Origin of the sequence: Leptospira stimsonii, assembly GCF_003545885.1 — a bacterium.
GTDB lineage: Bacteria > Spirochaetota > Leptospiria > Leptospirales > Leptospiraceae > Leptospira > Leptospira stimsonii.
Map to the genome: position 1 here is coordinate 68,163 of NZ_QHCT01000006.1, position 21,946 is coordinate 90,108.

At 41.7% G+C, this 21,946-nt stretch carries 23 protein-coding genes and 1 pseudogene; 15 read left to right on the forward strand and 9 right to left on the reverse strand.

Translation table 11 applies throughout. From position 1 onward, the window contains the following. Positions 1-51: 51 nt before the first annotated feature. Entirely contained in the window at positions 52-438 is a 387-nt protein-coding gene (locus tag DLM75_RS18530; RefSeq protein ID WP_069609113.1) for a DMT family transporter, read from the reverse strand. A 76-nt stretch (positions 439-514) separates the two neighbouring features. Between DLM75_RS18530 and DLM75_RS18535 the strand changes: the two genes are divergently transcribed. Then, complete coding sequence (locus tag DLM75_RS18535; RefSeq protein ID WP_118969991.1) at positions 515-1,360, forward strand: alpha/beta fold hydrolase; 846 nt, start codon at positions 515-517, stop codon at positions 1,358-1,360. A gap of 94 nt (positions 1,361-1,454) precedes the next feature. Here DLM75_RS18535 and DLM75_RS18540 read toward each other — a convergent pair whose 3' ends face one another. Beyond that, positions 1,455-1,844 (reverse strand): hypothetical protein, encoded by a 390-nt coding sequence (locus DLM75_RS18540; RefSeq protein ID WP_118969992.1) that lies wholly within the window; start codon positions 1,842-1,844, stop codon positions 1,455-1,457. Between the two features lie 951 nt (positions 1,845-2,795). On the opposite strand from DLM75_RS18540, the gene DLM75_RS18555 reads away from it, so the two are divergent. Further along, positions 2,796-4,025 (forward strand): acyltransferase family protein, encoded by a 1,230-nt coding sequence (locus tag DLM75_RS18555; RefSeq protein ID WP_118969995.1) that lies wholly within the window; start codon positions 2,796-2,798, stop codon positions 4,023-4,025. 81 nt (positions 4,026-4,106) lie between these two features. Here DLM75_RS18555 and DLM75_RS18560 read toward each other — a convergent pair whose 3' ends face one another. The 3 genes from DLM75_RS18560 to DLM75_RS18570 all read right to left on the reverse strand — a co-directional run bounded on the left by DLM75_RS18560 (position 4,107) and on the right by DLM75_RS18570 (position 6,836). Then, entirely contained in the window at positions 4,107-4,904 is a 798-nt protein-coding gene (locus tag DLM75_RS18560) for a hypothetical protein (protein WP_118969996.1), read from the reverse strand. Continuing rightward, a complete protein-coding gene (locus tag DLM75_RS18565) occupies positions 4,901-5,527 on the reverse strand; it encodes an SGNH/GDSL hydrolase family protein (RefSeq protein WP_118969997.1) in 627 nt (208 codons plus the stop codon). The genes DLM75_RS18560 and DLM75_RS18565 overlap by 4 nt, the downstream gene beginning before the upstream one ends. Before the next feature lie 397 nt (positions 5,528-5,924). Continuing rightward, positions 5,925-6,836, reverse strand: a complete 912-nt coding sequence (locus DLM75_RS18570) for a hypothetical protein (protein ID WP_147456663.1) — start codon at positions 6,834-6,836, stop codon at positions 5,925-5,927. Here DLM75_RS18570 and DLM75_RS18575 point away from each other — a divergent pair. Both DLM75_RS18575 and rsx read left to right on the forward strand, forming a co-directional pair. Further along, entirely contained in the window at positions 6,817-7,365 is a 549-nt protein-coding gene (locus tag DLM75_RS18575; RefSeq protein ID WP_118969999.1) for an RNA polymerase sigma factor, read from the forward strand. The genes DLM75_RS18570 and DLM75_RS18575 overlap by 20 nt on opposite strands. Then, on the forward strand, positions 7,362-8,417 hold the full coding sequence (rsx, locus tag DLM75_RS18580; protein ID WP_118970000.1) for an LIMLP_03685 family anti-sigma factor: 1,056 nt from the start codon (positions 7,362-7,364) through the stop codon (positions 8,415-8,417). Before DLM75_RS18575 ends, rsx begins: the two co-directional genes overlap by 4 nt. 357 nt (positions 8,418-8,774) lie before the next feature. Here the strand turns inward: rsx and DLM75_RS18590 are convergent, their stop codons facing one another. Together DLM75_RS18590 and DLM75_RS18595 are read right to left on the reverse strand one after the other, a co-directional pair. Further along, on the reverse strand, positions 8,775-9,083 hold the full coding sequence (locus tag DLM75_RS18590; protein WP_118970002.1) for a DUF1272 domain-containing protein: 309 nt from the start codon (positions 9,081-9,083) through the stop codon (positions 8,775-8,777). Between the two features lie 107 nt (positions 9,084-9,190). Next, a complete protein-coding gene (locus DLM75_RS18595; protein ID WP_118970003.1) occupies positions 9,191-9,409 on the reverse strand; it encodes a hypothetical protein in 219 nt (72 codons plus the stop codon). 149 nt (positions 9,410-9,558) lie between these two features. Here DLM75_RS18595 and DLM75_RS25050 point away from each other — a divergent pair, with 149 nt between their 5' ends. The 10 genes from DLM75_RS25050 (at position 9,559) to DLM75_RS18645 (ending at position 18,481) form a co-directional block, all read left to right on the forward strand. After that, positions 9,559-9,894, forward strand: a complete 336-nt coding sequence (locus DLM75_RS25050) for an LIC10965 family protein (RefSeq protein ID WP_429945494.1) — start codon at positions 9,559-9,561, stop codon at positions 9,892-9,894. 48 nt (positions 9,895-9,942) lie between these two features. Beyond that, positions 9,943-12,276, forward strand: a complete 2,334-nt coding sequence (locus tag DLM75_RS18605; RefSeq protein ID WP_118970005.1) for a TonB-dependent receptor — start codon at positions 9,943-9,945, stop codon at positions 12,274-12,276. 11 nt (positions 12,277-12,287) lie between these two features. Continuing rightward, positions 12,288-12,713 (forward strand): hypothetical protein, encoded by a 426-nt coding sequence (locus DLM75_RS18610; RefSeq protein ID WP_118970006.1) that lies wholly within the window; start codon positions 12,288-12,290, stop codon positions 12,711-12,713. Positions 12,714-13,024: 311 nt separating this feature from the next. Then, a complete protein-coding gene (locus DLM75_RS18615; protein WP_069606430.1) occupies positions 13,025-13,204 on the forward strand; it encodes a tautomerase family protein in 180 nt (59 codons plus the stop codon). A 129-nt stretch (positions 13,205-13,333) separates the two neighbouring features. Beyond that, positions 13,334-14,104 (forward strand): YdcF family protein, encoded by a 771-nt coding sequence (locus DLM75_RS18620; RefSeq protein ID WP_118970007.1) that lies wholly within the window; start codon positions 13,334-13,336, stop codon positions 14,102-14,104. A 102-nt stretch (positions 14,105-14,206) separates the two neighbouring features. Next, positions 14,207-14,602 carry a cytochrome c maturation protein CcmE domain-containing protein gene (locus DLM75_RS18625; RefSeq protein WP_118970008.1) on the forward strand — a complete coding sequence of 132 codons (396 nt, stop codon included), beginning with the start codon at positions 14,207-14,209 and terminating at the stop codon, positions 14,600-14,602. A gap of 42 nt (positions 14,603-14,644) precedes the next feature. After that, entirely contained in the window at positions 14,645-16,834 is a 2,190-nt protein-coding gene (locus DLM75_RS18630; protein WP_118970009.1) for a heme lyase CcmF/NrfE family subunit, read from the forward strand. Then, on the forward strand, positions 16,831-17,415 hold the full coding sequence (locus DLM75_RS18635) for a cytochrome c-type biogenesis protein (RefSeq protein ID WP_118970010.1): 585 nt from the start codon (positions 16,831-16,833) through the stop codon (positions 17,413-17,415). Before DLM75_RS18630 ends, DLM75_RS18635 begins: the two co-directional genes overlap by 4 nt. Beyond that, on the forward strand, positions 17,415-17,825 hold the full coding sequence (locus DLM75_RS18640; protein ID WP_118970011.1) for a zinc ribbon domain-containing protein: 411 nt from the start codon (positions 17,415-17,417) through the stop codon (positions 17,823-17,825). The genes DLM75_RS18635 and DLM75_RS18640 overlap by 1 nt, the downstream gene beginning before the upstream one ends. Before the next feature lie 29 nt (positions 17,826-17,854). Beyond that, a complete protein-coding gene (locus DLM75_RS18645; protein WP_174715097.1) occupies positions 17,855-18,481 on the forward strand; it encodes a hypothetical protein in 627 nt (208 codons plus the stop codon). A 360-nt stretch (positions 18,482-18,841) separates the two neighbouring features. On the opposite strand, the gene DLM75_RS18655 is transcribed toward DLM75_RS18645, so the two are convergent. Further along, positions 18,842-20,704 carry a hypothetical protein gene (locus tag DLM75_RS18655; RefSeq protein ID WP_118970013.1) on the reverse strand — a complete coding sequence of 621 codons (1,863 nt, stop codon included), beginning with the start codon at positions 20,702-20,704 and terminating at the stop codon, positions 18,842-18,844. A gap of 3 nt (positions 20,705-20,707) precedes the next feature. Continuing rightward, positions 20,708-20,986, reverse strand: a complete 279-nt coding sequence (hisE, locus tag DLM75_RS18660) for a phosphoribosyl-ATP diphosphatase (protein ID WP_100787140.1) — start codon at positions 20,984-20,986, stop codon at positions 20,708-20,710. 186 nt (positions 20,987-21,172) lie between these two features. Between hisE and DLM75_RS18665 the strand changes: the two are divergent. Further along, a pseudogene (locus tag DLM75_RS18665) lies at positions 21,173-21,940 on the forward strand (thioredoxin fold domain-containing protein); the annotation flags it as partial. Positions 21,941-21,946: the final 6 nt, after the last annotated feature.

A 21,946-nucleotide genomic window follows, 5' to 3' on the forward strand; every position in this document is an offset into this window, starting at 1 on the left:
AAATTTTATAGATTCATTTACAAAAAGTATCTAGGAACGACCGAATCCAGATCAAGACTTTGCTTCGAACATGTTCGCCGCGCAGAGCCAAACTCCCGCGAGAATGAGAACGATACCGGCCCACTGTGTCCAAGTCAGTCGTTCTTTGAATGCAAAAGAAGAAACGATTAAGACGATGATAAAACCGGCGCTCGTAAAAACGGGATAGGCAAGAGAAAGTTTAAGACCTTTTCCCAAAACAAATCGATAACCGAGAAGAGCCAAGCCGAAAGATGCTAAACCTCCGATAAAGATCGGATTGAAGATGACTTGCAGAATTCCTTGGATCCCTTCCGGTTTCGAAGCCTCGTCGCCCAAGGAACTTGCTTTAATCAGAATATTTGCCAGCGCGTTGAACGCAAGAGCAATGATAAAGACGAGAAGAACTTGAATCTGCATAGAAGGCTCCGGTTTTGGCTTTACGAAAACCACTTCACCGCAGGAGTTGGAAAGATCAAGGTCAAATCTCTCCTACATGCTTAGAAAAACACTCCCCTTTCGTGGACTCAAACTTTCCTATATCGATACCGATCCGAATTCTAAAACAAAAGAAACGATTCTTCTTTGTCACGCGAACGGATACAGCGCGCTCACATATAAATTTTACATCGATGCTCTTTCCAAAACGCACCGAGTCCTCGCCCTCGATTTCGCCGGTCACGGAGAATCTCAATCCACATTACAATTTAAAAACTGGAATTTTTTTAGAGATCAAATATTGGCTCTTATCGAATTGGAAAATCTTTCCAATCTAATCGGAGTCGGTCATTCTCTGGGTGGTGCGAGTTTGATCTTGGCTTCTTACAAAAAACCGGAGAAATTTAAGAAAATCATCGCAAACGATCCGGTTGTATTAGATTTTTTTAAAGTAACCTACGCTTGGATCTTCCACAATCCTCTCGCGAAAGTGGCGATCAAAAGAAGAAGAGAATTTAGAAACCTCGACACGGTTCGGAAGATTTATAGAAGAACGCCCTCTTTTTCGCGTTGGGACGAGGAAATCTACGAGGATTATCTTCAAAGTTGTTTTCGAATTGGTCCTGAAGGAGAAGCCCTGCTTCGTTGTGTTCCGGAACTCGAATCGAAAATATTTGATTCAATTAGCTTTCTCAGTCTATTCCAGTATGGAAGAATCAACACGGAAACTCACCTTACGATTCCGGACCCTCATGAAGTCTGTTCTCCGAAAGGCGCAAGAAGAATCGTCCAAGGGAATCGGAATTCCACTTTGGAAATCTGGCCCGGAAGCACTCATTTTTTTCCATTTGAAGAAAAAGAAAAAACCCTGCAACGAATTGCAGGGTTGATTAAGAAAAATTAAGAATTCACAGAATGAAATTCTTTCGGATGTGTTTTCTCTCTTTGGATTTATTACTGACCACTTGAAAAATGGATCGTATGATTGAGCATCCTATTCACAGCTTCCCCATCGATGATCCAACTACGGTCACACGTATCTCAAGCACGGCTCTGATTTTTCCCGGAGAATATTCCGTTTGACTGTAGATGGAATCGTTTCGCGTAAATGTAAGATCGAACGTCGGTAACGTTTCCTTATTTATCGTATAATTTGAAGATCGAATCCGATCCGTTCCGGAAAGAATGGATTTTTCGAAATTGCCGGAAACCGTTTTGGCTCTTTTCCAGTGTAAAGTTCTAATAACAGTTCCGCTGTAAGTCAACGGAACTAAAACAGCGACGCCATTCGCATCAACGACCGAACCGGCTGTGTTTTCCTTACAATTGTCGTAAGTCCAATTCAAATCGTCCGAATCCACATGATCACCGTGTTTCGAGTTTGTCATCGTACCATCGATCGTTTGGTGCCTCCCAATGGACAGGATGAGTCGTTATTGCAGAAAACGAATGTAGTCGGGGTCCACTCCATCCAAACTTCTTACAGAAGAGGACGCATCGGCAGGAAGTGGGTACAATACCGGAAACAATTTTCTTACCTGATCTTGTGTCTTTTGTTCTGCCCCTGTCTTCAATCATACTGCAAAATCCTGATTGTCGTTCTTATTCCTTTGTGCACAAGAAACGATTGATTCCTAAAATGGACATGCTGACCAACACCGCTCTAAGCTCGTTCTTGTATATTCTCCCTTTTTTCTTCGAGAACGAATACAGACAAAAAATCGGAGCCTACCATTTTATTTTCCATCAAGCATTTATACATGACCCATTTTCTATAACCCCCTCTTCATTCTTCGTGAATTATAAGAATCTGATTAAAGACCATTACGACGTAGATAATTATAAAACAAGTCAAGGTATACGAAGCGAACGCTATCGAATTTCCAGTTTTCGCACGTTACCTGAAACATCTTTTCCAAAACGAAAAATTGGAGGACCGATTCCAGAATTCTTCAGGAAGAAATATAACTTTTTTCTAACAGCGGCAATAGCTCGAACAAATCGGTTCACGTAAAATCCAGTGTAATAAAAGCAAAAAAATTGGCAAGCGCCGTCCGGGAATCCGTAGCAATGAAGGGAAAAACGTTTCTTCCATGGATGATAGGATCAGAAAATCAGAATACATTCTGATACGAATTTTGAACGGGAAAGATTTTACTTCGTTCTCTAAAACAGCCGCCTTTTCTCTTCTAAAAAATCCAAGATTCGTTAAAGGACCGTGGATTGATTTTCTAGAACGCAAACGATCTCCCCTCAACTTCCAAAGACGTGTTCGTGAGACGGTTATAAGCCGTTCCTCCGAATAAAATACAAATTGAATCGCAAAAACCGGTAACTACATGCTCAAGATATTAAAACATTATTTTTTCGGTATTTTTCAATCGGATCCAAGGGAAATTTCCTCTCTTAACGGAATCCGAAGTCTCGGTTTTTTCCTTTTGATCATGGGGCATCTTTACATCGGTTATGAGATGTTCATAGAAGATCGGAATTTTCTGATGAAAAACCTTTTCTATTCTTCGAGTCAGTGTATGGATATTTTCTTTATGCTGAGCGGCTTCCTAATCTCAGGACCTTTATTTAGGGAAATCGAGAAAAAAAATACGATTCAATTTAAAAAGTTTTTCGTTAAACGGACATTGCGAATTTTTCCGCCTTATTTCGCTTTCCTTTTATTCCAAACGTTTATCATCGCGCCGCTTTTTATCAAAATTCGACCGGATTATAAGGATTATATTATGGATCTCCAATCCAAGGTAATTTATGATTTTTTATATATCTCGAATTATATCACGGGCACGATGCCGCACGGCTGGTCCTTGTCTTTGGAGGAGCAATTTTATTTACTTTTCCCTGTATTTCTTCTTTTAGTCTTTAGAAAGATTGCACAAAAATATAGAATCTACGTTTTATTCTCCTTAATCCTAACTCCAATCCTTTATCGAGCGATCATATTCTATACATTGATTGAACCCTCGGCACCGGAACTTACTCGAAAACTATACCTAACCCATATCTATTACCCACTCCAAGGAAGGCTGGATTGTCTTTTTGTTGGAATTCTTTTTGCGTATATCTATAACCGATACCCGGAAAAGATTCAAGAATTCTTAAACGATTCGAGAAAAGTTCTCGTAGCGTCCGTCCTGGCTTGGTCCTCCTTACTTGTGTATTCTCTTTTCATATGCGAATTTGACAAACATCCGATTTCGATGGTTTTTCGGTTCACCGTAAATTCAACCGCTTGGGCCGTCATTGCATTGTTGTCCATGAGAACCGGCGCATGGAGTAATCGAATCTTCTCTTTAAGAATTTTTTCGCCCGTAGCAAAACTAACGTACTGCACGTATTTGATCCATTTTTTCTTTCAGGGAATTTTGTCCCCTGCCTTTATCAATCCCAAAGGAGCCAAATACAGCGACTTGCTGATCAACACGATTCCGATCGGAATTGTTCTTTTATTTCTCGGTTATATATTTCATCTCCTCACGGAAAGACCGTTCATGCTACTAAAGGAAAAGTTCTTTGGAAAAGTTGTGGAGAGGCAGGCAACGATCAAAACCAACTAAACGACTCTTTCAAACGGCTTCGTAAATTGAATTCTTAATTTCGAATGCCGTTCCGTCGGTCCCTTCAAATCGAGAAGTATATTAGAAGTACTTAAAGGCTTTGAGCAGAATGCTACGATCAAAGTCGTTTCTTTGGAAAGTAGTCTCCGGATGAGCCAAGGTTCCGTCCGGAACGTAACTTCGAGAAACGGTGATCGGAGCTGAAATCCCGAACGTCATCATTTCAAGATGGACTAAAAAGCCGGGAGCGACGATCGTCGAATATAGATTCTCCAATTGAGGATCATATTGGACCTTGCGTGTTACTTCCAAAATGGATTCGAGAGAATGATAGGTATACGAAAGCCAAAAATCGAAATACCAAGTTTTTTCAAACTGCTCGCCGTCTCTTTCCCGAAGGTGAGGAGTCAGTTGAGAATTCCAGCGAGCGACGGAAAAAATCGCCCACGCCCTACTCTTATAAAAGAGTCCTCCATAAAATTCAATATTACCGAATTTTTCGGAACCGATTTCCAGTCGTTCTTTGCCGGTGGCAAAGGAATAGTTAGAACCGCCGATAATTCCGAAATCATATAAGGAAAAAAATAATTTCAAACCGATCTGCTGTTGATTCAGATGCTCTCTTTTTTTTTCTCCGGATTCATTGAGTCTCGTATATGGAAGTGCGGCAAATAAAGAAACAGACGTACCGATCGTCTTTTCCGCCTGAAGAATTCCGGTTACAACGTCCTTTTTTGCTTCCAGCGATTCCTGTTCCTGACCTTGAAGCGCGACAGCTAACCGATTTTTGGGCTCCGGAGAATTGAAGAAAAGATTTTCGCCAAAGATATTTTGAGAAAATAAAAAAAGAATAAGAAGAAAATTCCGTTTCGCATTCATTGGATCAGAACTCCTTTCAAACGAAATGCTTCTTTCACCAAATCCGAAAGTTTTTGATAGCCTCGATACGTTAGGTGTCCTCCATCTACGAGCATATCGGATGTAATTTCAGAACTCGGGTCCAGAACGAATTCATCCTGAATTTCACGCTTCATCTTATCATTCATTTGGCGAACGGCAACGATTGGCCAAGGGGCCTCGACATTCCAAATTCCAAGGACAACGAGAGAATCGCATTTGGACTTTAAAATTTCGATCGCCTGTTTTTGTCTGCTTACCGTCTTTTCGATTGAAGAATCGCTAACTGGACTCAAAATTCCTAAATAGTCGTTTGCACCGCCGTTGTAAGTGCACGCACGAAAGTGACCTTGCATGTTCTCCGTTGCTCGAAGGATTTCCAACGTATTTCGATTTGGAAAAGCGGTCTTTGACGCAACGAACGGCTCCAAAAGTTCCGTAGGCCAGAACGCGGAGATACTGTCTCCAACGAGCATCAGGGAAGGTCGATCGATCACTAAACTCAAATAAAAACTTGCGTCAGTCGTCTTGTTGCCCCCACCGTCACATCCAAGAAACGTGAATTGAAAAATAAAAATATAAATCTTAAGCTGGGTTCTATTCATAGTTGAAGGTCACCCCTCCTCAATTTTTTATGAGGTGACGATCTCTACTACGAAACCCAAAAGAATCCTCGCCATTTTTCGCTTTCGATTCAAGAACACACGAACTTCAAATGATAAAAGAATATAGAACTTTCTATAAATTCTCCGATTTCATGAGCTTTCGCGCCATACTAAACGCATTACATTAATAGAATATACTATGATTTAGAAAGGTTACGGTTAAAAGAGAAAATGTCTGCCAAAAATAAATGGATATTCATCAACGGAAAAAGTAGATTCCCGCAAACGACATCAATACGACCACAATGTAAGTTCGGAGAGGATATAGAAGGGAGCGTTTCATATCCAACGATCCTGTCAATGGATACGAAATGTGAAACGAGCTACGCCATTTTTTTTAAAAAACCCAAGTGATCGAAATCGAGGAGCCATGACCGCCATCAAGGGGAGAAAGACTCACACTTTTTAAATTTCCTCGGTAGAGAATTGTGTTACTCAGATAGATATCCAAAGAGATCAGAGCAAACAATGCGATTCCATAGAATTTTTGTTGAGACTGATATTCGGATTTCTCCATGATATGCCCCTCTGTTGTAATTACTTTACCGTGGGCTTCAATCTGAAAATACAAGAGCGCCCCGGTATTTAGAGAACTTGCGAGCCAAGGAATCACACTCTCCGGAGAAGGGTTAAGTGACGATCGGAAATAGGGCTTTGACGAATGAAAGAATTCATAGCCGCGATATAAGACAAACAGCTCAGAGAGTGCAATGAGTCCACCGGAGAGCTGAGTCCTTCGGTCGTCCGCAAGTAGCAAAGGAGACCAACCCGGCACCAATGCTTGTAGTGTTCGAGACGTTCTGGATTTGGAAAAAGGAATATCTTCCTTTACAGCCTTCTCACCGTTCCAGTCCTCGATTTGCGGTTTTGCGACAACCTTCGGGGATTCTTCTAAAACCAAAGCTGGTCCGGGTTTAACTTTAGGCTTTTTCGAGACCGTATTTTCAGGAAGAATGGAATCAACCTTTGAAAATTCAATGACTTTTGTTTCATTTCCAACCCTAAATTCAACCAAATTACCATTCTTCATCTTCACTTTGTCTGCCCGAATAGTCTGGCCATTTTTTAGAATCAGAACATCCGCATAAATTTCAGTAATAAAAAACGCGTTCGTTAAGAATAAACAGAAGAGAAGAGTCAGATAAAATTGAATTTTTTTAAAAAATGAAACTATTTTGGCGAGCATCCATTCCTCGTGCGTAGTAAAGATTAGAAGCGTTTCCCCTCGAATGAGTGTAAGTTTAGACAACGTAGAATACCTTTATAAGAGTTATTATAATAAACTCAAGTTTTTCTTTCTTAAGTCTGGTATAACAACAGAGACGGCGGAAGAACTTTGCCAAGAAACTTTTATAAAGGTTTATAATCATAGAGAAAAGTTTGATCCTGCTAAGGGTTCCGAAAATACATGGGTGTATGCGATCGCAAGAAACGAATTAACCGATTACTTTCGAAAAAATAGTAAGGATAAGAATTCGGTGGAGTTTTCGTCATGGGAAACATTAATTTCTTCGTACGAATCCTCAGCATACATACAGGAAGAACAAAGAATTTTATTGGAGAAATTGACCCAATCGATTCACTCGTTGAAAGAACCGGAAAAATCGATTGTTATTCTTCACTGTATACATGGTAAATCGATCGCTGAAACATCGTTTCAAACAGGAATTGCACAGCGAACGGTAAGTAGGAGATTGGTTTCGGCTTTAACACTTCTTAAGGAAGAGTTAAGATCGATAGGAATTGATAAAAGTTGGTTAGAAGGAGTGCGGGAATGAAAGAAGATTCAATGCAGAAATTACCCCACTTCCTAGATCCAAACATTTCAAAAGAAGATTTGGCGGAGTTATTAAAAGATCCCAAGATGCAAAGAGAATACTTTGAATTGATCCGTATCAAAACCTTGCTGGGTTCCTTAGATCCGAAAAACTTTCCAATCTCCCAAAAAAAAACCGTGATCCCTTGGAAACGAGCCGGGGCGTTTTTATTGGCCGCGGCATCTTTTCTTATCGTTTTTTCCCTATTCCTATTCTATCAAAAGCGAGAGGAATCTTACAAGGTTATCGGTAACTTAAAAGCTTCTCACGGAAACTGCGAGCAAAGTCCATCTTCCGATCATCGGATAGGCTATCAAACCAAAGAAAATTCGTATTGCGACTTGCTTTTGGAAGGAATGGGAACGTTTTCGATTCGAATTTTTCCGAATACTCGAATGATTGTAGAAACGAGTCCGGAAAATTTAAAGGTCAGTGTCTTAGAAGGTTCGATTCTATTTTCTTCCGTTTATAAAAAAGAAGGAATTACTGTCGAAGCGAACAGTCCCCATATTCGATCGATCCTTTTAGGAACGTCTTTGTTCGTCTCTGCAAGCCAGGAGAAGGAAAGAATTTTCTTAATCGAAGGTTCGATTCAAGTTGGTGCGTTAGGCGTCACCGATGATTCAAAATCTACTTTGATAAAAAGCGGCACTCTCGCAGAGACAACGAACTGGATCGAAACCTCGAAACCCGAAGAAATTCAGATTCAAGTCAATCCAATCTCCCCCAAAGAAGAATCGATTCTGCTTACTCAATTTGATTCTATGAGAAGAATCCGGGAGAATCAAGGTTTTACGGATTATCAAGCGGGAGACCTCAAATCGATCGAAATCGTACATGAAAGCGAGAAATGGTCCAATCGCCCTTACGTTCAAATCAAATCCTCCAACGGACTCGTGCAAGAAGGTTATTTGATCGAAATCGGAGACTTCTATTCGATTCAAACCGTTGATTCCGGATTGATTCGAATGCCGAAAACATCGATCTCTGAAATTTCTACGCTCAGAAAGTAACTCTCTTTACGATTTCTTTTTCCCTAACGAATTCGACGAATTCCAAGGAAATCGATCCTATCTCTTTTCCCAGCGCGGCGGGTGAATGTTTCGAAAGCACTCTTGATCCATAATCTCCTTCGATGTATCCATAATTTTGAGATGGATCAAAGGTTAGAACCCGGAGGACCTTTCGGATTTCAATCCAGAAATACATCCATAAGATAAACGTGAAAGATCCGTTCCTCCGTTTCCGCAACGATGCAATCAATATCGTTCCCCTCTCTAATTCAAAAATGGAAACGACTTTTCCAAATATTCGTCTAAGCAAAAGAATCAATGTTAAAAGAACTCCTCAAACCGAAGAGGATCACAACTTTACCTTTCAGTCGGTGGTATTTGAGACATTTTTTTGGCAAACTCGGAGTGCTCCTCCGGATTGATCGGCCTAAATTTCAGTTTTGTACTAGCCGGATACTTTCCCAGATAGTTATCCCCTTTCCAATTGTTCTTTGGCCGGATTGGTCGAGGAACGAAATTTCCACCGCAATTCGGGCAAATACCGGAAAGAAATTTCTCATAACAAGAAACACAAAAAGTACATTCGAAAGAACAAATGACCGCTTCAGTCGATTCGGGCGGAAGCGGCTTTTCGCAGTTTTCGCAAATCGGTCTCAATTCTAACATGAGATCACGTTGAATCTATGAAAAAGAAAGTGAAAGTTTTTTTCCTCCATGGGAATCAAATACAAAAATAACGGCAAATCCCGTTGATGAAACGATTTCGAAAGCGGTCATTTGCTTTCATCCGAACCGGCTAAAATTTCTTGATTAATGATCGCCAAGGAATCCGCAATTCTTCCTAACGCATTGTAGAATTCTTGCGTAACGTTCACGTCCTCAATGTCCGTCCTCATCGCGTCTATCGTGTCGCCGATAAAGGAAAGAAGCGCATAAGGGTCTTTTTTATTTTGAATCAGGTTATGAATGAGGTCGATATTTTCTTCGTACATAAATTCTTTCCTAGCTTTTTGAGTGATTCATAAAGATCGCAGCGGAAAGTCTTCTCAAAGTTAAGAAATGAAATGTTTTTTTTAATTTTTAGTTTTCAGTCGGAAGGGCATTATTAATATTGGTTTATCATTAGCATTTATTTTCTACCGTGTTGATTCAACGTTTAAAAGTCGGAATTCTTCTTATTTTGCTCTTCAGCTGGATGGGTAGGGAAATCCACACCCACTCAGAGAAAGACTTTCGGATAGACGGGTTTTCTGATTCCCACTACACGGCCCAAGTGGACGCAAAGCATTCTCCTTCCTGTCCAATCTGTCAGCTTCAGAGAAACATATCTTCTTTGTGGAATCCGAATTTTTTAGGAAAGAAGTCTTCCTTACTTTTCGGTAAAGAGGACTTCTTTACGTCAAACGTCCTCTTTCGTTCTCTCAAAATTTCTCCGATCCACTTCGGTCGCGCTCCTCCTTTTTATCTCTCAATCTGATTCCAATTATTTTTGATTGATTAAGGACAACCGTCCGGGAGCCATCGCTTGAAAAAGCCATTATATTATTATTTTAGAATATTCTTATTCGTTTTTTTTGTTTTTCCATTTTCGGTCCATGCATTGGACGTAGTTTTATCGGGAAGCGTAAAGGATAAGGAAGGAAATCCGATCCCCAACGCAAGGATCTTGATTCAAGAATCAAGAAAAAGCACGATGACAGACGAAAAAGGAGAATTCGTTTTGGACCACGTCGCACCGGGGAAATATACTTTTTTTGCAAGTTCGTTTGGATTTCAATCCGAAACAACCTCGGTCACGGTCGGGGAGAAGGACGAAAAAATTCAGTTTATCCTGAACCGGAGTTCCTTGGACGATTCTTCCATCAACGTCACCGCTAAATCCACGATCTCCGATTTCTTAACTTCCCCCCAACCGATTACGGTATTAACGGGAAGGCAGCTGGATAAACAAAGGGGAGAAACGGCCATGTCCGCAATCAACAACACGCCCGGAGTTTCCAACCTAACAACGGGAGCGGGCACTTCCAAACCGATCATTCGAGGTTTGACCGGTCAACGCGTGTTGGTCATGACCGACGGTATCCGGCAGGAAGAACAACAATTCGGAGACGATCACACTGTCGAATTAGATGCTTTTAATATTCAAAAAATTGAAATTATCCGAGGACCGGGTAGTTTATTGTACGGCTCCGATGCGCTCGGCGGAGTTGTCAACGTAATCAGGGACAAAGCCCCTCTTTCCGGTAATGGTGTTCCAAGAATGGCGGGAATTTTTAATTCAAACAGCTTTTCAAACAACAAACAGGATTCGGGTAACTTTGCCGTTTTCGGCAATATCGACGGTTTCGGCTATCGTGCGAGCGCTAACACGCGTAAGGCGGGTAGGATCACAACTCCGAACGGAACGATCCCAAACACCGGAATGATGGAAAGAAACAAAAGTGCCTCCATCGGCCTGGACGGGAAGTGGGGAAATTTCTATGTGGATTCATTTCAGAGAGAACAGACCCAGGACTTATTCGACAATCCGAATGAAAATCCGGGTTCCACGGTCTTTCAAAAACTAAAACACGAAAAATCGCATTTCCATTCTTTCTTCATTTTGCCTGCAGGGAATTTGGAACTCGACGTTTCCTATCAAAGAAACAATCGAAGAGAAATAGAATCGAAGAATAAACTACTACCGATCAAAGACACCCTATTGGATGAAACGGTAGACAACTTCGATAAGGCGTTTCACTACTATCAAGTAACGGCGAGGGAAAAAAACCAAGGTTTAAATCTCTACTTGGACACCGCGACGGCAGACGCTAAATTTCACCACAAACCTGTCTTCGGAATCCTCAAAGGAACCGTTGGAGTTTCCGGGCTACAACAAACGAACAAAACCATCGGAGCAGAACCTTTGATCCCATCTTACGGAATCGTTAACTTAGCGGGTTTCTTTTTGGAAGAATTGAAGCTGGGGTCAGTCACGCTCAGCGCAGGCGTGAGAGGCGACAAGAGAGCCACAGATATTAGAAACAATGCGACGTTAGGCGTTAACGAACAGACAAAAAATTATTATGCGACAACTGGCTCGACCGGACTCGTATGGAGAATCAATAAATCCTTTTCGTCCATTCTCAACTACGGAAGGGGATTTAGAGCACCGACTCCTTTCGAACTCTTTTCAAACGGGGTTCACGAAGGAACAGGAAGATTCGAAATCGGGAAGGACTCGCTCAAACCTGAATATTCAAACAATGTGGATTTTTCCTTAAGATACGCCTCTTCGCGGATCCAGACGGAAATCAGCGTTTTCCAAAATCACATTCAAAATTTCATATATGCCGCGAGCATCGCCGAGATCGACTCTGAGTCCGGACTCCCTAAATACAATTACAAGCAAGGAGACGCCGTTTTAAAAGGAGGCGAATTCTCCATTCAAGCCGAATTGACGAAAAAGTTGGTGCTTTCTGGCGGAATTGATATCGTTCACGCAAGAAATCAGAACGACACGAACCCGCTTCCTAAAACGACTCCGAATCGGGCAAGAGCGGGGCTTCGATGGACCGAGGATTCCTTACTTGGAATGAAGAATTTTTATTTTTCGATCAACGGAAGATTTTACGATTCTCAATACCGGGTGGATCCGAAGGAAACCCCGACAAAGGGTTATAATCTTACGGACATTGGATTGGGTTTCGAATTGCCCTATTTCGGAGACGGAACTTCCAAACCGACCGTTGATTTCAGCGTCCAAAACGTATTCAATGTTGCTTACGTAGATCATTTAAGCCGCTACAAAGAATATGCTCTGAACCCCGGAGTCAACGCGATTCTAAAAGTTTCCTTTCCTTTCACGATCGTTCAATAGGAGAAAAAACGATGAAAAAGTATATTCTAATATTCTTAATTATTCCGATCCTCTTTTGTCAAAAAGACAAGGAAGAACATAACAAAGACCAAACGATACGCCTTCTCGCAAGCGCTTTCAACGAAACAAAAGCGGACTGTGTTTATTGCACCGATACGCAGGCCTTTCAGGGAAGTTGCACTTGTTTTACGCAAATCCCGGTTTGGAGTTGTCAGAGTTATTCGAGTGGACGTCAAAAATCGAATTCGGTCAAAATATCCTGCGAAGATCTGACATCAAAGGGGATTTGGACCGACAACGAAAGCTCTGAAGGAGAAGAAGAAGGGGAAGAGGAGGAGAGTTCTGAAACGGCAAAACCGACGCCAGCAAAATCCTGTTCTTACTTAACCTGCCCGCCAGAGGCGTACCGGGCGGCCTTTACTCCGGACGCACTTTAGAGAAGTTTCCACTGGAACTTCACCGAAGTTCCTAGTGGAAACCGATTTCTTGGATCGGGTGAAACTCGCAATTTTAGCGAATCTTCGACTCGGTCATCGTTTAGTTTTCACAAAAAGCACGGTTCAAACCGAATCTTCCAACGTAATTTTTGCAAAATGTTGATCCAATACGAATGCGAACGTTCGATCATTACGTTCTTCTCCATTGGAATTAAAAATCGAGTTCTTCTATAAAATCGGAAAACCTGTTTACAAACCCAAGCTGATTGACGAAATGAAAACCGTATTTGAAACGGAGTGATTAAAACGTTATGCCTTATGTAAACTTGCAAGTCGCGGGACCTCTTACCCGAAAACAAAAAGAGGAAATCGTAAAAGAATTCACCGAGACCCTGGAAAGAGTCGCGGGAAAACCGCCCGAAGTGACGTACATCGTGATCGACGAAGTTTCCAGAGAAAACTGGGCAAAGGGCGGAAAACTCCTTGAATAAGGTTCCACTGAATTCTTTTTAGCGCTGAAAAGTATATTTTTCAGAATTTAATTTTTGAGTTCTTTTGAAAGAACTCGACCTTTTTTGTAAAATCAGGAGAGCGGGGATTTCCGATCCGCGCGAAAATCTATGTCAACAATCTTATTCTCCATTTCAAAACTTGCGACTTTGATTCTTTTTCCTCTTCCTTTAGTTCTCTTAGTTCTTTTGTTCGCCGGGTTCAAACTCAAACGATGGAAAGAAAAACTTTCCATCCTGATTCCGGTCCTTTTTCTTTGGATCCTTTCCACGAGCACCGTCTCTCAAAAACTCATTCAATCTCTGGAAATTTATTATCCTCCGGTTTCAATCACCGAGGTTCCAAAGGCGGACGTTATACTCGTGTTAGGCGGAATGGTCTCCACTCTGAGCCGGCACGACGAGCCGGTGGAATTGAACAACACCGCGGAAAGACTTACGGAAACGATTCGACTCTATCAAGCAAAGAAGGCGCCTCGAATTCTTTTTTCGGGCGGTTCCGGAAATCTTTTTTATCAAGAAGTTCCCGAATCGGAACCGGCTGGGAGATTCCTAAGACAACTCGGAATACCGGAGTCTTCTCTCATCTTAGAATCCAAAAGCAGAAATACCGCTGAGAACGTCGCCTTTACGACCGAGTTACTCAAAGAACGCGGTTGGAAATCGATCATTCTTGTAACGTCCTCCTTCCACATGAAACGATCGGTGGAGAACTTTCAAAACAAGGGAATTACGATCATTCCCTTCCCCACGGATTTCCGAGCGCAAAAATCGGTCCTCACCTTGGACAACTTCTTTCCGTCCACATTTTGTCTCGAAAACTCGACGATCTCGATCAAAGAATGGATCGGAATTCTCATTCAAAAGATTCGAAACACTTGAAAGACGTTTGGAATGGAGTAAAATGTTGATATTTCCACTTTTCTCCTTCCGTTGTCTTTGTTTTCATGGTCTAAAACAGAAACTAGATCGGAACTTTTAACGATGAATATCAAATTTACGGTCCTCGCAGGGATCATTCTTCTTTCCCTCGGCTCCATCGCTTACTTCTCATCCAAAGAAACATCTTACACTCTTCTGGACGCTTCCGAATTAGCGGCTTCTCCCGCTCGTTACCAAGACGACCTCTTACGAGTTAGAGGTTTTGTGAAGTTAGGAACGGTCGTTCGTGAAGGTAAAACCGCAAAGTTTATCTTAGAATTCAACGAGAAACAAATCCCTGTTTTTTTTACCGGAGAAACTCTTCTTCCGGACGCATTTAAAGAGGGAACAAGAGCGAGGGTCGACGGTTATATGAAGGACGGAGTTCTTGTTTCCGATCACGTAGAAGCGAAGTGCGCATCCAAATACGAAGCCGATTATTCGGAAGAAAATAAATAAATCTCTGTCGCCTAAAAACGAAAGGACAATGGACTCTTTGATATGAATGATTTCGGCGCGCTCTGCATAATCGCCTCTTTCGCAATTCTTCTTTTTTCCATATTACAAACTTCTTATGGAATTTGGAAGCAGGATCGCCAAGCGATCGAACTCGGAAGATACACTCTGATGGCGAACTCGGCCATAATTCTTTTAGCGTTTATTGTGCTTTTGGTTCAACTTTTTAGAACCGACCTTTCCAACTACTACGTTGTGATGCATTCCAACGAACATCTTCCGTTATTTTATAGACTTACAGGAATTTGGTCGGGTTCGTCCGGTTCTCTTCTCTTTTGGAATCTTTTGCTTTCCATTTTCACGTTTATCGTCCTTTGGCAAACGAGAGAATTGATAAACGACAGAATCCCTGTGATGAACCTAACGTTAACCGTTATCTCGGCCTTCTTTTCCTATCTCGCGGTTTTTTATTCGGACGCTCAACCCTTTCGTGAATTTCAGCCGGCCGCTGTCGCGGGGAGAGGGCTCAACCCTCTTTTACAACACTGGGCGATGGTGATCCACCCGCCGATTTTGTATATCGGTTATGTGAGTTTTGCGATTCCGTTTTGTATCGCGACATCGGCTTTGATCACCGGACATCTTTCAGAGAACTGGTTTCGATTCGTAAGAAGATGGACGATCTTTTCCTGGTTCTTTTTAGGAACGGGTATTCTACTCGGTTCGAAATGGGCTTATGAAGAATTGGGATGGGGCGGCTATTGGGCATGGGATCCGGTCGAAAACGCGTCTTTGATGCCTTGGTTACTTTCAACGGCATTTCTTCATTCTATGATCATTCAAGAACGAAGAGGAATGTTAAAGTTTTGGAACATGCTTTTGATCATCCTCGCATTCCATTTTTGTTTATTGGGAACCTGGATCACACGAAGCGGGGTATTGGAAGGTCCACATAGTTTTTCCAAATCCACGATCGGAACACCGTTTATCATTTATATCGGAATCAGTTTTGCATTCTTCATAGGGTTTTTAATCTACCGAAGAGACGCGCTGAAACCGGAAAGAAATCTCGAAGCGATGACTTCCAAAGAAGGAAGTTTTCTATTTAACAACTTTCTTCTCGTGATCGCGACTCTCGCGATTCTTCTTGGAGTGTTTTCTCCGCTTCTTTACGGAAGAGAATTCAAGGCTCCCTGGTTCAACTCATGGGGGGTTCCTTCCGGAATTCTTCTCATCCTCCTCATGGGATCGGCGCCGCTCCTTGCTTGGAGAAAGGGCGCGGATAAGATTTTCTTTTCCACACTCTTCAAACCGTTGTTAGTTGGGATCCTTGGCGCCGGAGCTTACATCCTTTTTTATACTCAGAATTTTACGATCAGCGATTACAGTTTAGGAGATGTGCTTGGAGAAATTTATTCCGTGGTCGCGGTCGGTCTCGGAATCTTTACGATCGCGGGAATCGCACAAGAATATCACAGAGGAATCGTAGCAAGAAAAGCGACGTATCCATCGGAGAATTATTTTTTCTCCGGCTTTCGAATGCTCTTAAAAAACAAGAGAAGATACGGAGGTTATCTCGTTCACTTGGCGATGGTGATTCTTTTTATCGGGTTCGCAGGAAACGCATTCAAACAAAACACTTCGATTAAATTTTTTTATTTCTTAAACGCTCCAGAAAAAAACGAAATCGTTTATTCCAGTCAAGACACGGGAGTTCTCGGAAATTATCAGATCTCAGCGAGTACGCTTAAGATCAAACCTCTCGTAAACGGAGATGCGAAGAACGGTTTAAACATTCAGAATGTGATCGTCTCTCACGAAGCGACCTTTCAAGTAAAACGTCACCTAAAAGAATTTTCAACGCTGGTGACGGAAAGAAGATTTTATCCGCAGATCTCTCACTTAAGCGGAGACTTTGAAACTCACATTCCTACGAGCGAGCCGGCGATCGCATCGACTCCGAAAGAGGATCTTTATATCCAACTGGGCGCGATCGAACACGCGGATCTTTCGGATGAAAATCCGGATCTTCCCCTTTTGTTTATGAATTATCTTTTTACGAACGAAAATCAACCGGTTCGCAAATTGGAGAATTTCAATCGTTTCCCAAGACAGATCGTCGCCAACCTGGAAGTCTGGGTCAATCCACTCGTAAAATTTATCTGGGCGGGCTCCTTACTCTTTTTCTTCTCGGGACTTTTGATTCTTCTTCCCATAGGAGAATCCAGAAATTGAAAACGACACTTTATAAAATTCTAATTTTCTTATCGATCCTTGTTTCGATTTCTCCGTACAATCCGATCTTCGGGGATTCTACTTTCACCAATTTGAGCGAGCCGGAACAGATCCGAACGTTCCATGAAGTGACGTCGAGAATTCGTTGTATCTGCATCCCTTCGATTACAATCAAGAGTTGTTCGTTTAACAATTGCACCGTATCCGCGAAGTTAAAAATTTTCATAGAGAATCGGATCGCAAAAGGTGAAAGTGCGGACGTGATCGTTAACAAAATGGTTCATGGATTTGGAGAGGAAGCGCTACAGGATCCGGTCATTCAGAAATTTGTGGAAGCCGGAAATACGGGGATGGCGAACTCGGTCGTCTTCGGTTTCGGAGAAAACATTCTTGCGACGCCGGATTCTACTTGGATCAATTTGAGCTTAGGTCTTGCGGGAGCACTCGGAATTCTTTTTATTTTCCTTTATATGAAGCGCAAAAATCCAACGCCGTCCAAAACCACAACTTCCGTTTCTCCGAATAAGGAGAACGATGCTTTCAACCGTTATCTTTCAGAAATAGAGGAAAAACAGAAATAATGGATCTTCTACTCATTCCGTTTTATATCGTTTTGGTTGGAATAATTGTCCTGCCATTTCTTTATGTCCGTTTTTCACTCAATCTAAGATCTACTGAATCTGAGTCCGAAAAATTGGAACTCATCAATCGACGAGAAGTCATTTTAGAAAATCTCAGGGACATCAAGATCGAATTCGATACGGGAAAACTAACGGACGGAGAATTTCAATCCATCTCCAATGGGATCGTAAAGGATTTGGAGGAATTCGACGAAAAGATCAGAACGATCGCGCAAAACATCCCACAACAAGTGCAAACGACTTCCGGTTCCAATGCTGTTCTAACCAAATATTGCCACGAGTGCGGTTTTAAGATCGAAATCTACGGAGCGAAATTTTGTCCTTCCTGCGGAACCAAGCTGATCGTCTAACTGGAATTCCCGCCGCAAGAGTATTTGCGATTATTCTAATATTCTTATGCGCTTTCGCTGTTTCGGAATGTAAAAGCAAGGATCTCAAACTACAAGGGGATCTAGTTCGACTGAATGAACTTCCCTTTTACGGCTCAGGATTCTATGTATCCGCTTCCAGAGTAGATAAAGAAGATTTGGAAGAATTAAGAAAAGACCTAAAAAACGAACTCGCCTTCCGAATTCCGAAGGATCGATTGGAAAGATGGAAAGAAATCTCAGAACTCAGCGGCACTGAGGGGATTTATATTCTCTTTCAAATCGTCCCGGAGACGAGGGTATTACCGGAGTTTTTGAATTTTCAGTTTTTATTAAACGACCAACCTCCTGATAAAACCTGGTCATACTATTTGCAGACTCTCACCGCGAAAGTTCGAAACACCCGTTTTTCTGCGCTTCCCGCTTACGGCGCCGTATCTTATCCTTATTATACGGTTCCGCCAGGAGTTTATCCTTCGGGCGCTCTTGTCTATGACTCCGACGTCACGACTGATACGGAACATATATATCGTTTCCTTGTTCGTTTTCCGAAAACGGCTTTCACTTCCAACACAACGAGTAAGAATTATTTTCAGGTCACGACTCCCGCAAAATCCATTCTAAAATTCGAATATTAAATTTCTTTGATTTTTTTTCATCAGATCTTTTGGACACATTGTGTTTAAAAATGAAACGTTTTTTTTTCGAAAGAACGATCAGAGAACTTAGATTTGCTAAAAGTAGGCAAGAATTTTGATCGCACTTTGGGAGCACTTTGGGAGCGATTTTCTTCTTTTTGTAAAGTGATAAAAAAGGATAATATCCTGTCGGAACTACGACAAATGACCAATTCTTTTCTTGTGCTTTTTTGGTTTCTCTGGTAAAGGTGGATTTGCACAAAACTTCCCGCGGACCCGCCTCCACCACCCGAATCAGGGTGGGGGCGCGAAATTTTCACGGAGAAATTGTGGGACTTACGACGATCCAGTTCCCTTCCATCAAGGAGTAGAATTCTTTCCTCCGAAATATTTCCGATTCAGCTCCACTTCCACATCCTCTACCTTCCAATTGGCAAAGGGAATTCCATAGAGAGTTCTTCGATACGCTTCTAGAACAAAAGGATAACGAAAACCTTCGGGGAACCGCTTCTTAAAATTTCCTCTTCCAAAAAGAGAAAAGTCGAATATGATTTTCCATCGTTCTCTCGTCCAGATCTCTTCATCGCTTAACATTCGGATTTCGTAATAAAACCGATCGAGTTCCGGACTTTCCAGAGCCGAAACCGTCTCTTGGATGTATTCCTTATATCCTTCGGGCAAAAGCCTTATATAATGTCCAGGAAATCCTCTTCCAGGCAGTCTCGCTAAAAAAGGATCCGTGATTCCCAAAAGGTCGATCCAATGAATCTCTGGTCCCCCGTAATATCCGGCCAAACCTACGTTAGTCGTAATCTCCACATTGCGCGCTACGATAGATCGCTTATCGCTTTCGTTTTCAATCTGGATTTTCTGGAAACGTTCTTTCAGAGATTCCTTTGTCTCATTCCTTGGGTGTTCGAAACGTAACTTTATCGCATACACTGCCCACGGATGCGACTCCGGAAAAACTCCCTTTAGCCAACTCTTTAAAGAAACATTATCTTGATAAGAAGCTCTTTCGTCAACGACCCCCTTTTCAACTCTCACCTCTTGTCTCTGAAAAAAATAACGAAACGGTGAGGCCGGATGAGCTAAAAAGTAGCACGCTACTACGACACAGAAAGAATAGAATCCTTTTCTAATGCGCTTCGAATCATTTCCGAAACGTTTTAGCAAGAAGATCATTTGAGAATAAATAGAAACAATCAGGCAAGTCCCGAAAAATCTCCCGCTCATAAAATCTCCGCCGATCAAAAGGAGATAAAGAAAAACGGGCACGATAGCTCCCATCCCGAGCCAAAGAATCGCCCTTTCCTCTTTGGAAAAAACCCATTCTACTTTCTTAAATTTCCTGAATATTCTTTCGGAAACGATCAGAAAAAAATGAAAAAGAAAAACAAAACACGCAATCGGATCCCATTGCAAACTGATTCTTATATAATTCCATCCGGCGTTTATCCTTTCCGAAATAGGAGAAATCACGTTCGTCTTCGCGTAAAACGTATTCGGAAAAATAGAACCATAATAGATCAGCGAGAAAAAAAGAAATCCGAACCAAGGCAGTAGCCCGAGAACAAAGTAAAACGAAAATACCATTCTCATCGTTCTTTCCATTCTAAAAAACAGAATCGAAAGAGGAGCGATCAATAGAAGGACTAAGTCAAGGCGGGTCAAAAGAAGAGATGCGGTAAGAAGACCCAACCACAACCCTTCTTTTTTCGAAATTCTTCCGTCCGTAACGGAATATACGGAATAAAATCGATCAAAAAACAAAAGAACCAAAAGAAAGGAAAGAGGATTTTCCAATCCGGAAGTATTATAATCTACGAATATTCTCGAACAAAATAAAAGCAAAAGTGAAGCCGGAATCATTCCCGGAATCACTCCGTTCCGATAAAAAGAAAAAACGAATGTAAAGAGAAACAAAATTCCGCAAACATAAGAAAGCAAATAAGCGGAAATGGAAATCTCCCCGATCAAAGCCTGAATCGGAACCAGCAAAAACAACCAGAGTGGATGTGTGTAAACCTGAACTCTTTCCAAGGGATTCCATCGAAGCCCGAATCCGTTCAGGAAATTGTCCACGACTCGAAACGTAATAAAGGAATCGTCCGAAAGCCAGGCGCTTTCATAAAATAAGATCGTATAAAGAGGAAAAAAAAGAAAGAGGAGAAAATATCTTCCGGAAATCCTTTTTTCAAAAGCAACTCCCGGAAAAATCATTTTTTAAGAATGGCGTTTACGAAGTTCTTCCACGATGTCTTGCAAGGAAAGACCTTGTTCGACTAACAAAACCTGAAGATGAAAAAGTAAGTCCGCGGCTTCGTGAGTGAGTTCTTTTTTATCCGCATTCTTCGCGGCGATAATCACCTCGCCGGCTTCTTCGCCTACTTTTTTAAGAATCCGATCCACTCCTCCACGAAATAGATCTGCGGTATAAGATTTATCAGGAAGTTCCTGTTTTCTTTTTTTAAGAATATTTTCCAACTGTAATAAAAATTCCATGAATCCAAGGCTTCCTTTGCGAAATCTGCCCCTAGTTTTTCGAGCCTCCGATTCTCCGACAACCGTATTTTTGCGCCCTTCCGGAAAGAAAACGCTGGCTAAAGCATTTGCAAAACAGTCCGATGTTAGAGAATGAAGAATTTATTTTTATCGATCTGCATCCTTCTGACTGTTCTTTTCCATTCTCCTCTTGGAGCCGAAATCCAATGGGAGAAATCCGTAAAGACCGCCTTTGAAAAAGCAAAGGCAAACGGGAAACCGATCTTTATCGACGTTTATGCGGATTGGTGCACGTATTGCAAAACTCTCAAAAAAGAAATCTATCCTAAAAAGGAAGTTCAAAACGAACTCTCTAAGTTTGTAACACTTTCCCTGGACGGCGACACCTTCCCGAATCTGAAGAGAAAATACGGAATCGAAGGCTATCCTTCCATGCTTTTCTTGGATCAGAATGGAAGTCTGATCGATAAGATCACGGGAATGCCCGATTCTAAAATGATTCTCAAATATCTGAAGAATGCGTACGCAAGAAGGAATCTCGAAAAGGAATACCTTGAAAAGTTATCAAAAGATCCGGACGGAATCAAAACGAACTTTCAAGCGGGAGTTTATTATTTCGAAGCGAGAGAATATTCAAAAGCGATTCAATACTTTAAGAAGGCGATCGAATCCGGAGATACAAAGAACACTGATAAAAAACACGATTCTCTTTACAATCTCGGCATCTCATATCTTGAAGTAGGAAACTTCAAGGCTTCGGTGGAGACATTCACATCCTATCTCGCAAAGTATCCGAACGGAGACTCTGCGTCCGCCTATTTCTATCGGGCAAACGCTTTCGAAGAATTAAACCGAAAAGAAGAGGCAAAATCGGATTACAAAAAAGCTTTGGAACTCACGAGCGACGCTGAGGAAAAAAAGGATCTTCAACTCAGAATCGATTCTCTAAATTAGAATATT

Bases quoted from the DNA above. Each gene is read 5' to 3' on its own strand.
- DLM75_RS18655 (WP_118970013.1), bottom strand. From the start codon at position 20,704: ATGATTTTTCCGGGAGTTGCTTTTGAAAAAAGGATTTCCGGAAGATAT.
- DLM75_RS18540 (WP_118969992.1), bottom strand. From the start codon at position 1,844: ATGACAAACTCGAAACACGGTGATCATGTGGATTCGGACGATTTGAAT.
- DLM75_RS18560 (WP_118969996.1), bottom strand. From the start codon at position 4,904: ATGAATGCGAAACGGAATTTTCTTCTTATTCTTTTTTTATTTTCTCAA.
- DLM75_RS18535 (WP_118969991.1), top strand. From the start codon at position 515: ATGCTTAGAAAAACACTCCCCTTTCGTGGACTCAAACTTTCCTATATC.
- DLM75_RS18640 (WP_118970011.1), top strand. From the start codon at position 17,415: ATGGATCTTCTACTCATTCCGTTTTATATCGTTTTGGTTGGAATAATT.
- DLM75_RS18575 (WP_118969999.1), top strand. From the start codon at position 6,817: ATGAGTGTAAGTTTAGACAACGTAGAATACCTTTATAAGAGTTATTAT.
- hisE (WP_100787140.1), bottom strand. From the start codon at position 20,986: ATGGAATTTTTATTACAGTTGGAAAATATTCTTAAAAAAAGAAAACAG.
- DLM75_RS18565 (WP_118969997.1), bottom strand. From the start codon at position 5,527: ATGAATAGAACCCAGCTTAAGATTTATATTTTTATTTTTCAATTCACG.
- DLM75_RS18555 (WP_118969995.1), top strand. From the start codon at position 2,796: ATGCTCAAGATATTAAAACATTATTTTTTCGGTATTTTTCAATCGGAT.
- DLM75_RS18625 (WP_118970008.1), top strand. From the start codon at position 14,207: ATGAATATCAAATTTACGGTCCTCGCAGGGATCATTCTTCTTTCCCTC.
- DLM75_RS18615 (WP_069606430.1), top strand. From the start codon at position 13,025: ATGCCTTATGTAAACTTGCAAGTCGCGGGACCTCTTACCCGAAAACAA.
- DLM75_RS18590 (WP_118970002.1), bottom strand. From the start codon at position 9,083: ATGTTAGAATTGAGACCGATTTGCGAAAACTGCGAAAAGCCGCTTCCG.
- DLM75_RS18610 (WP_118970006.1), top strand. From the start codon at position 12,288: ATGAAAAAGTATATTCTAATATTCTTAATTATTCCGATCCTCTTTTGT.
- DLM75_RS18620 (WP_118970007.1), top strand. From the start codon at position 13,334: ATGTCAACAATCTTATTCTCCATTTCAAAACTTGCGACTTTGATTCTT.
- rsx (WP_118970000.1), top strand. From the start codon at position 7,362: ATGAAAGAAGATTCAATGCAGAAATTACCCCACTTCCTAGATCCAAAC.
- DLM75_RS18630 (WP_118970009.1), top strand. From the start codon at position 14,645: ATGAATGATTTCGGCGCGCTCTGCATAATCGCCTCTTTCGCAATTCTT.
- DLM75_RS18530 (WP_069609113.1), bottom strand. From the start codon at position 438: ATGCAGATTCAAGTTCTTCTCGTCTTTATCATTGCTCTTGCGTTCAAC.
- DLM75_RS18595 (WP_118970003.1), bottom strand. From the start codon at position 9,409: ATGTACGAAGAAAATATCGACCTCATTCATAACCTGATTCAAAATAAA.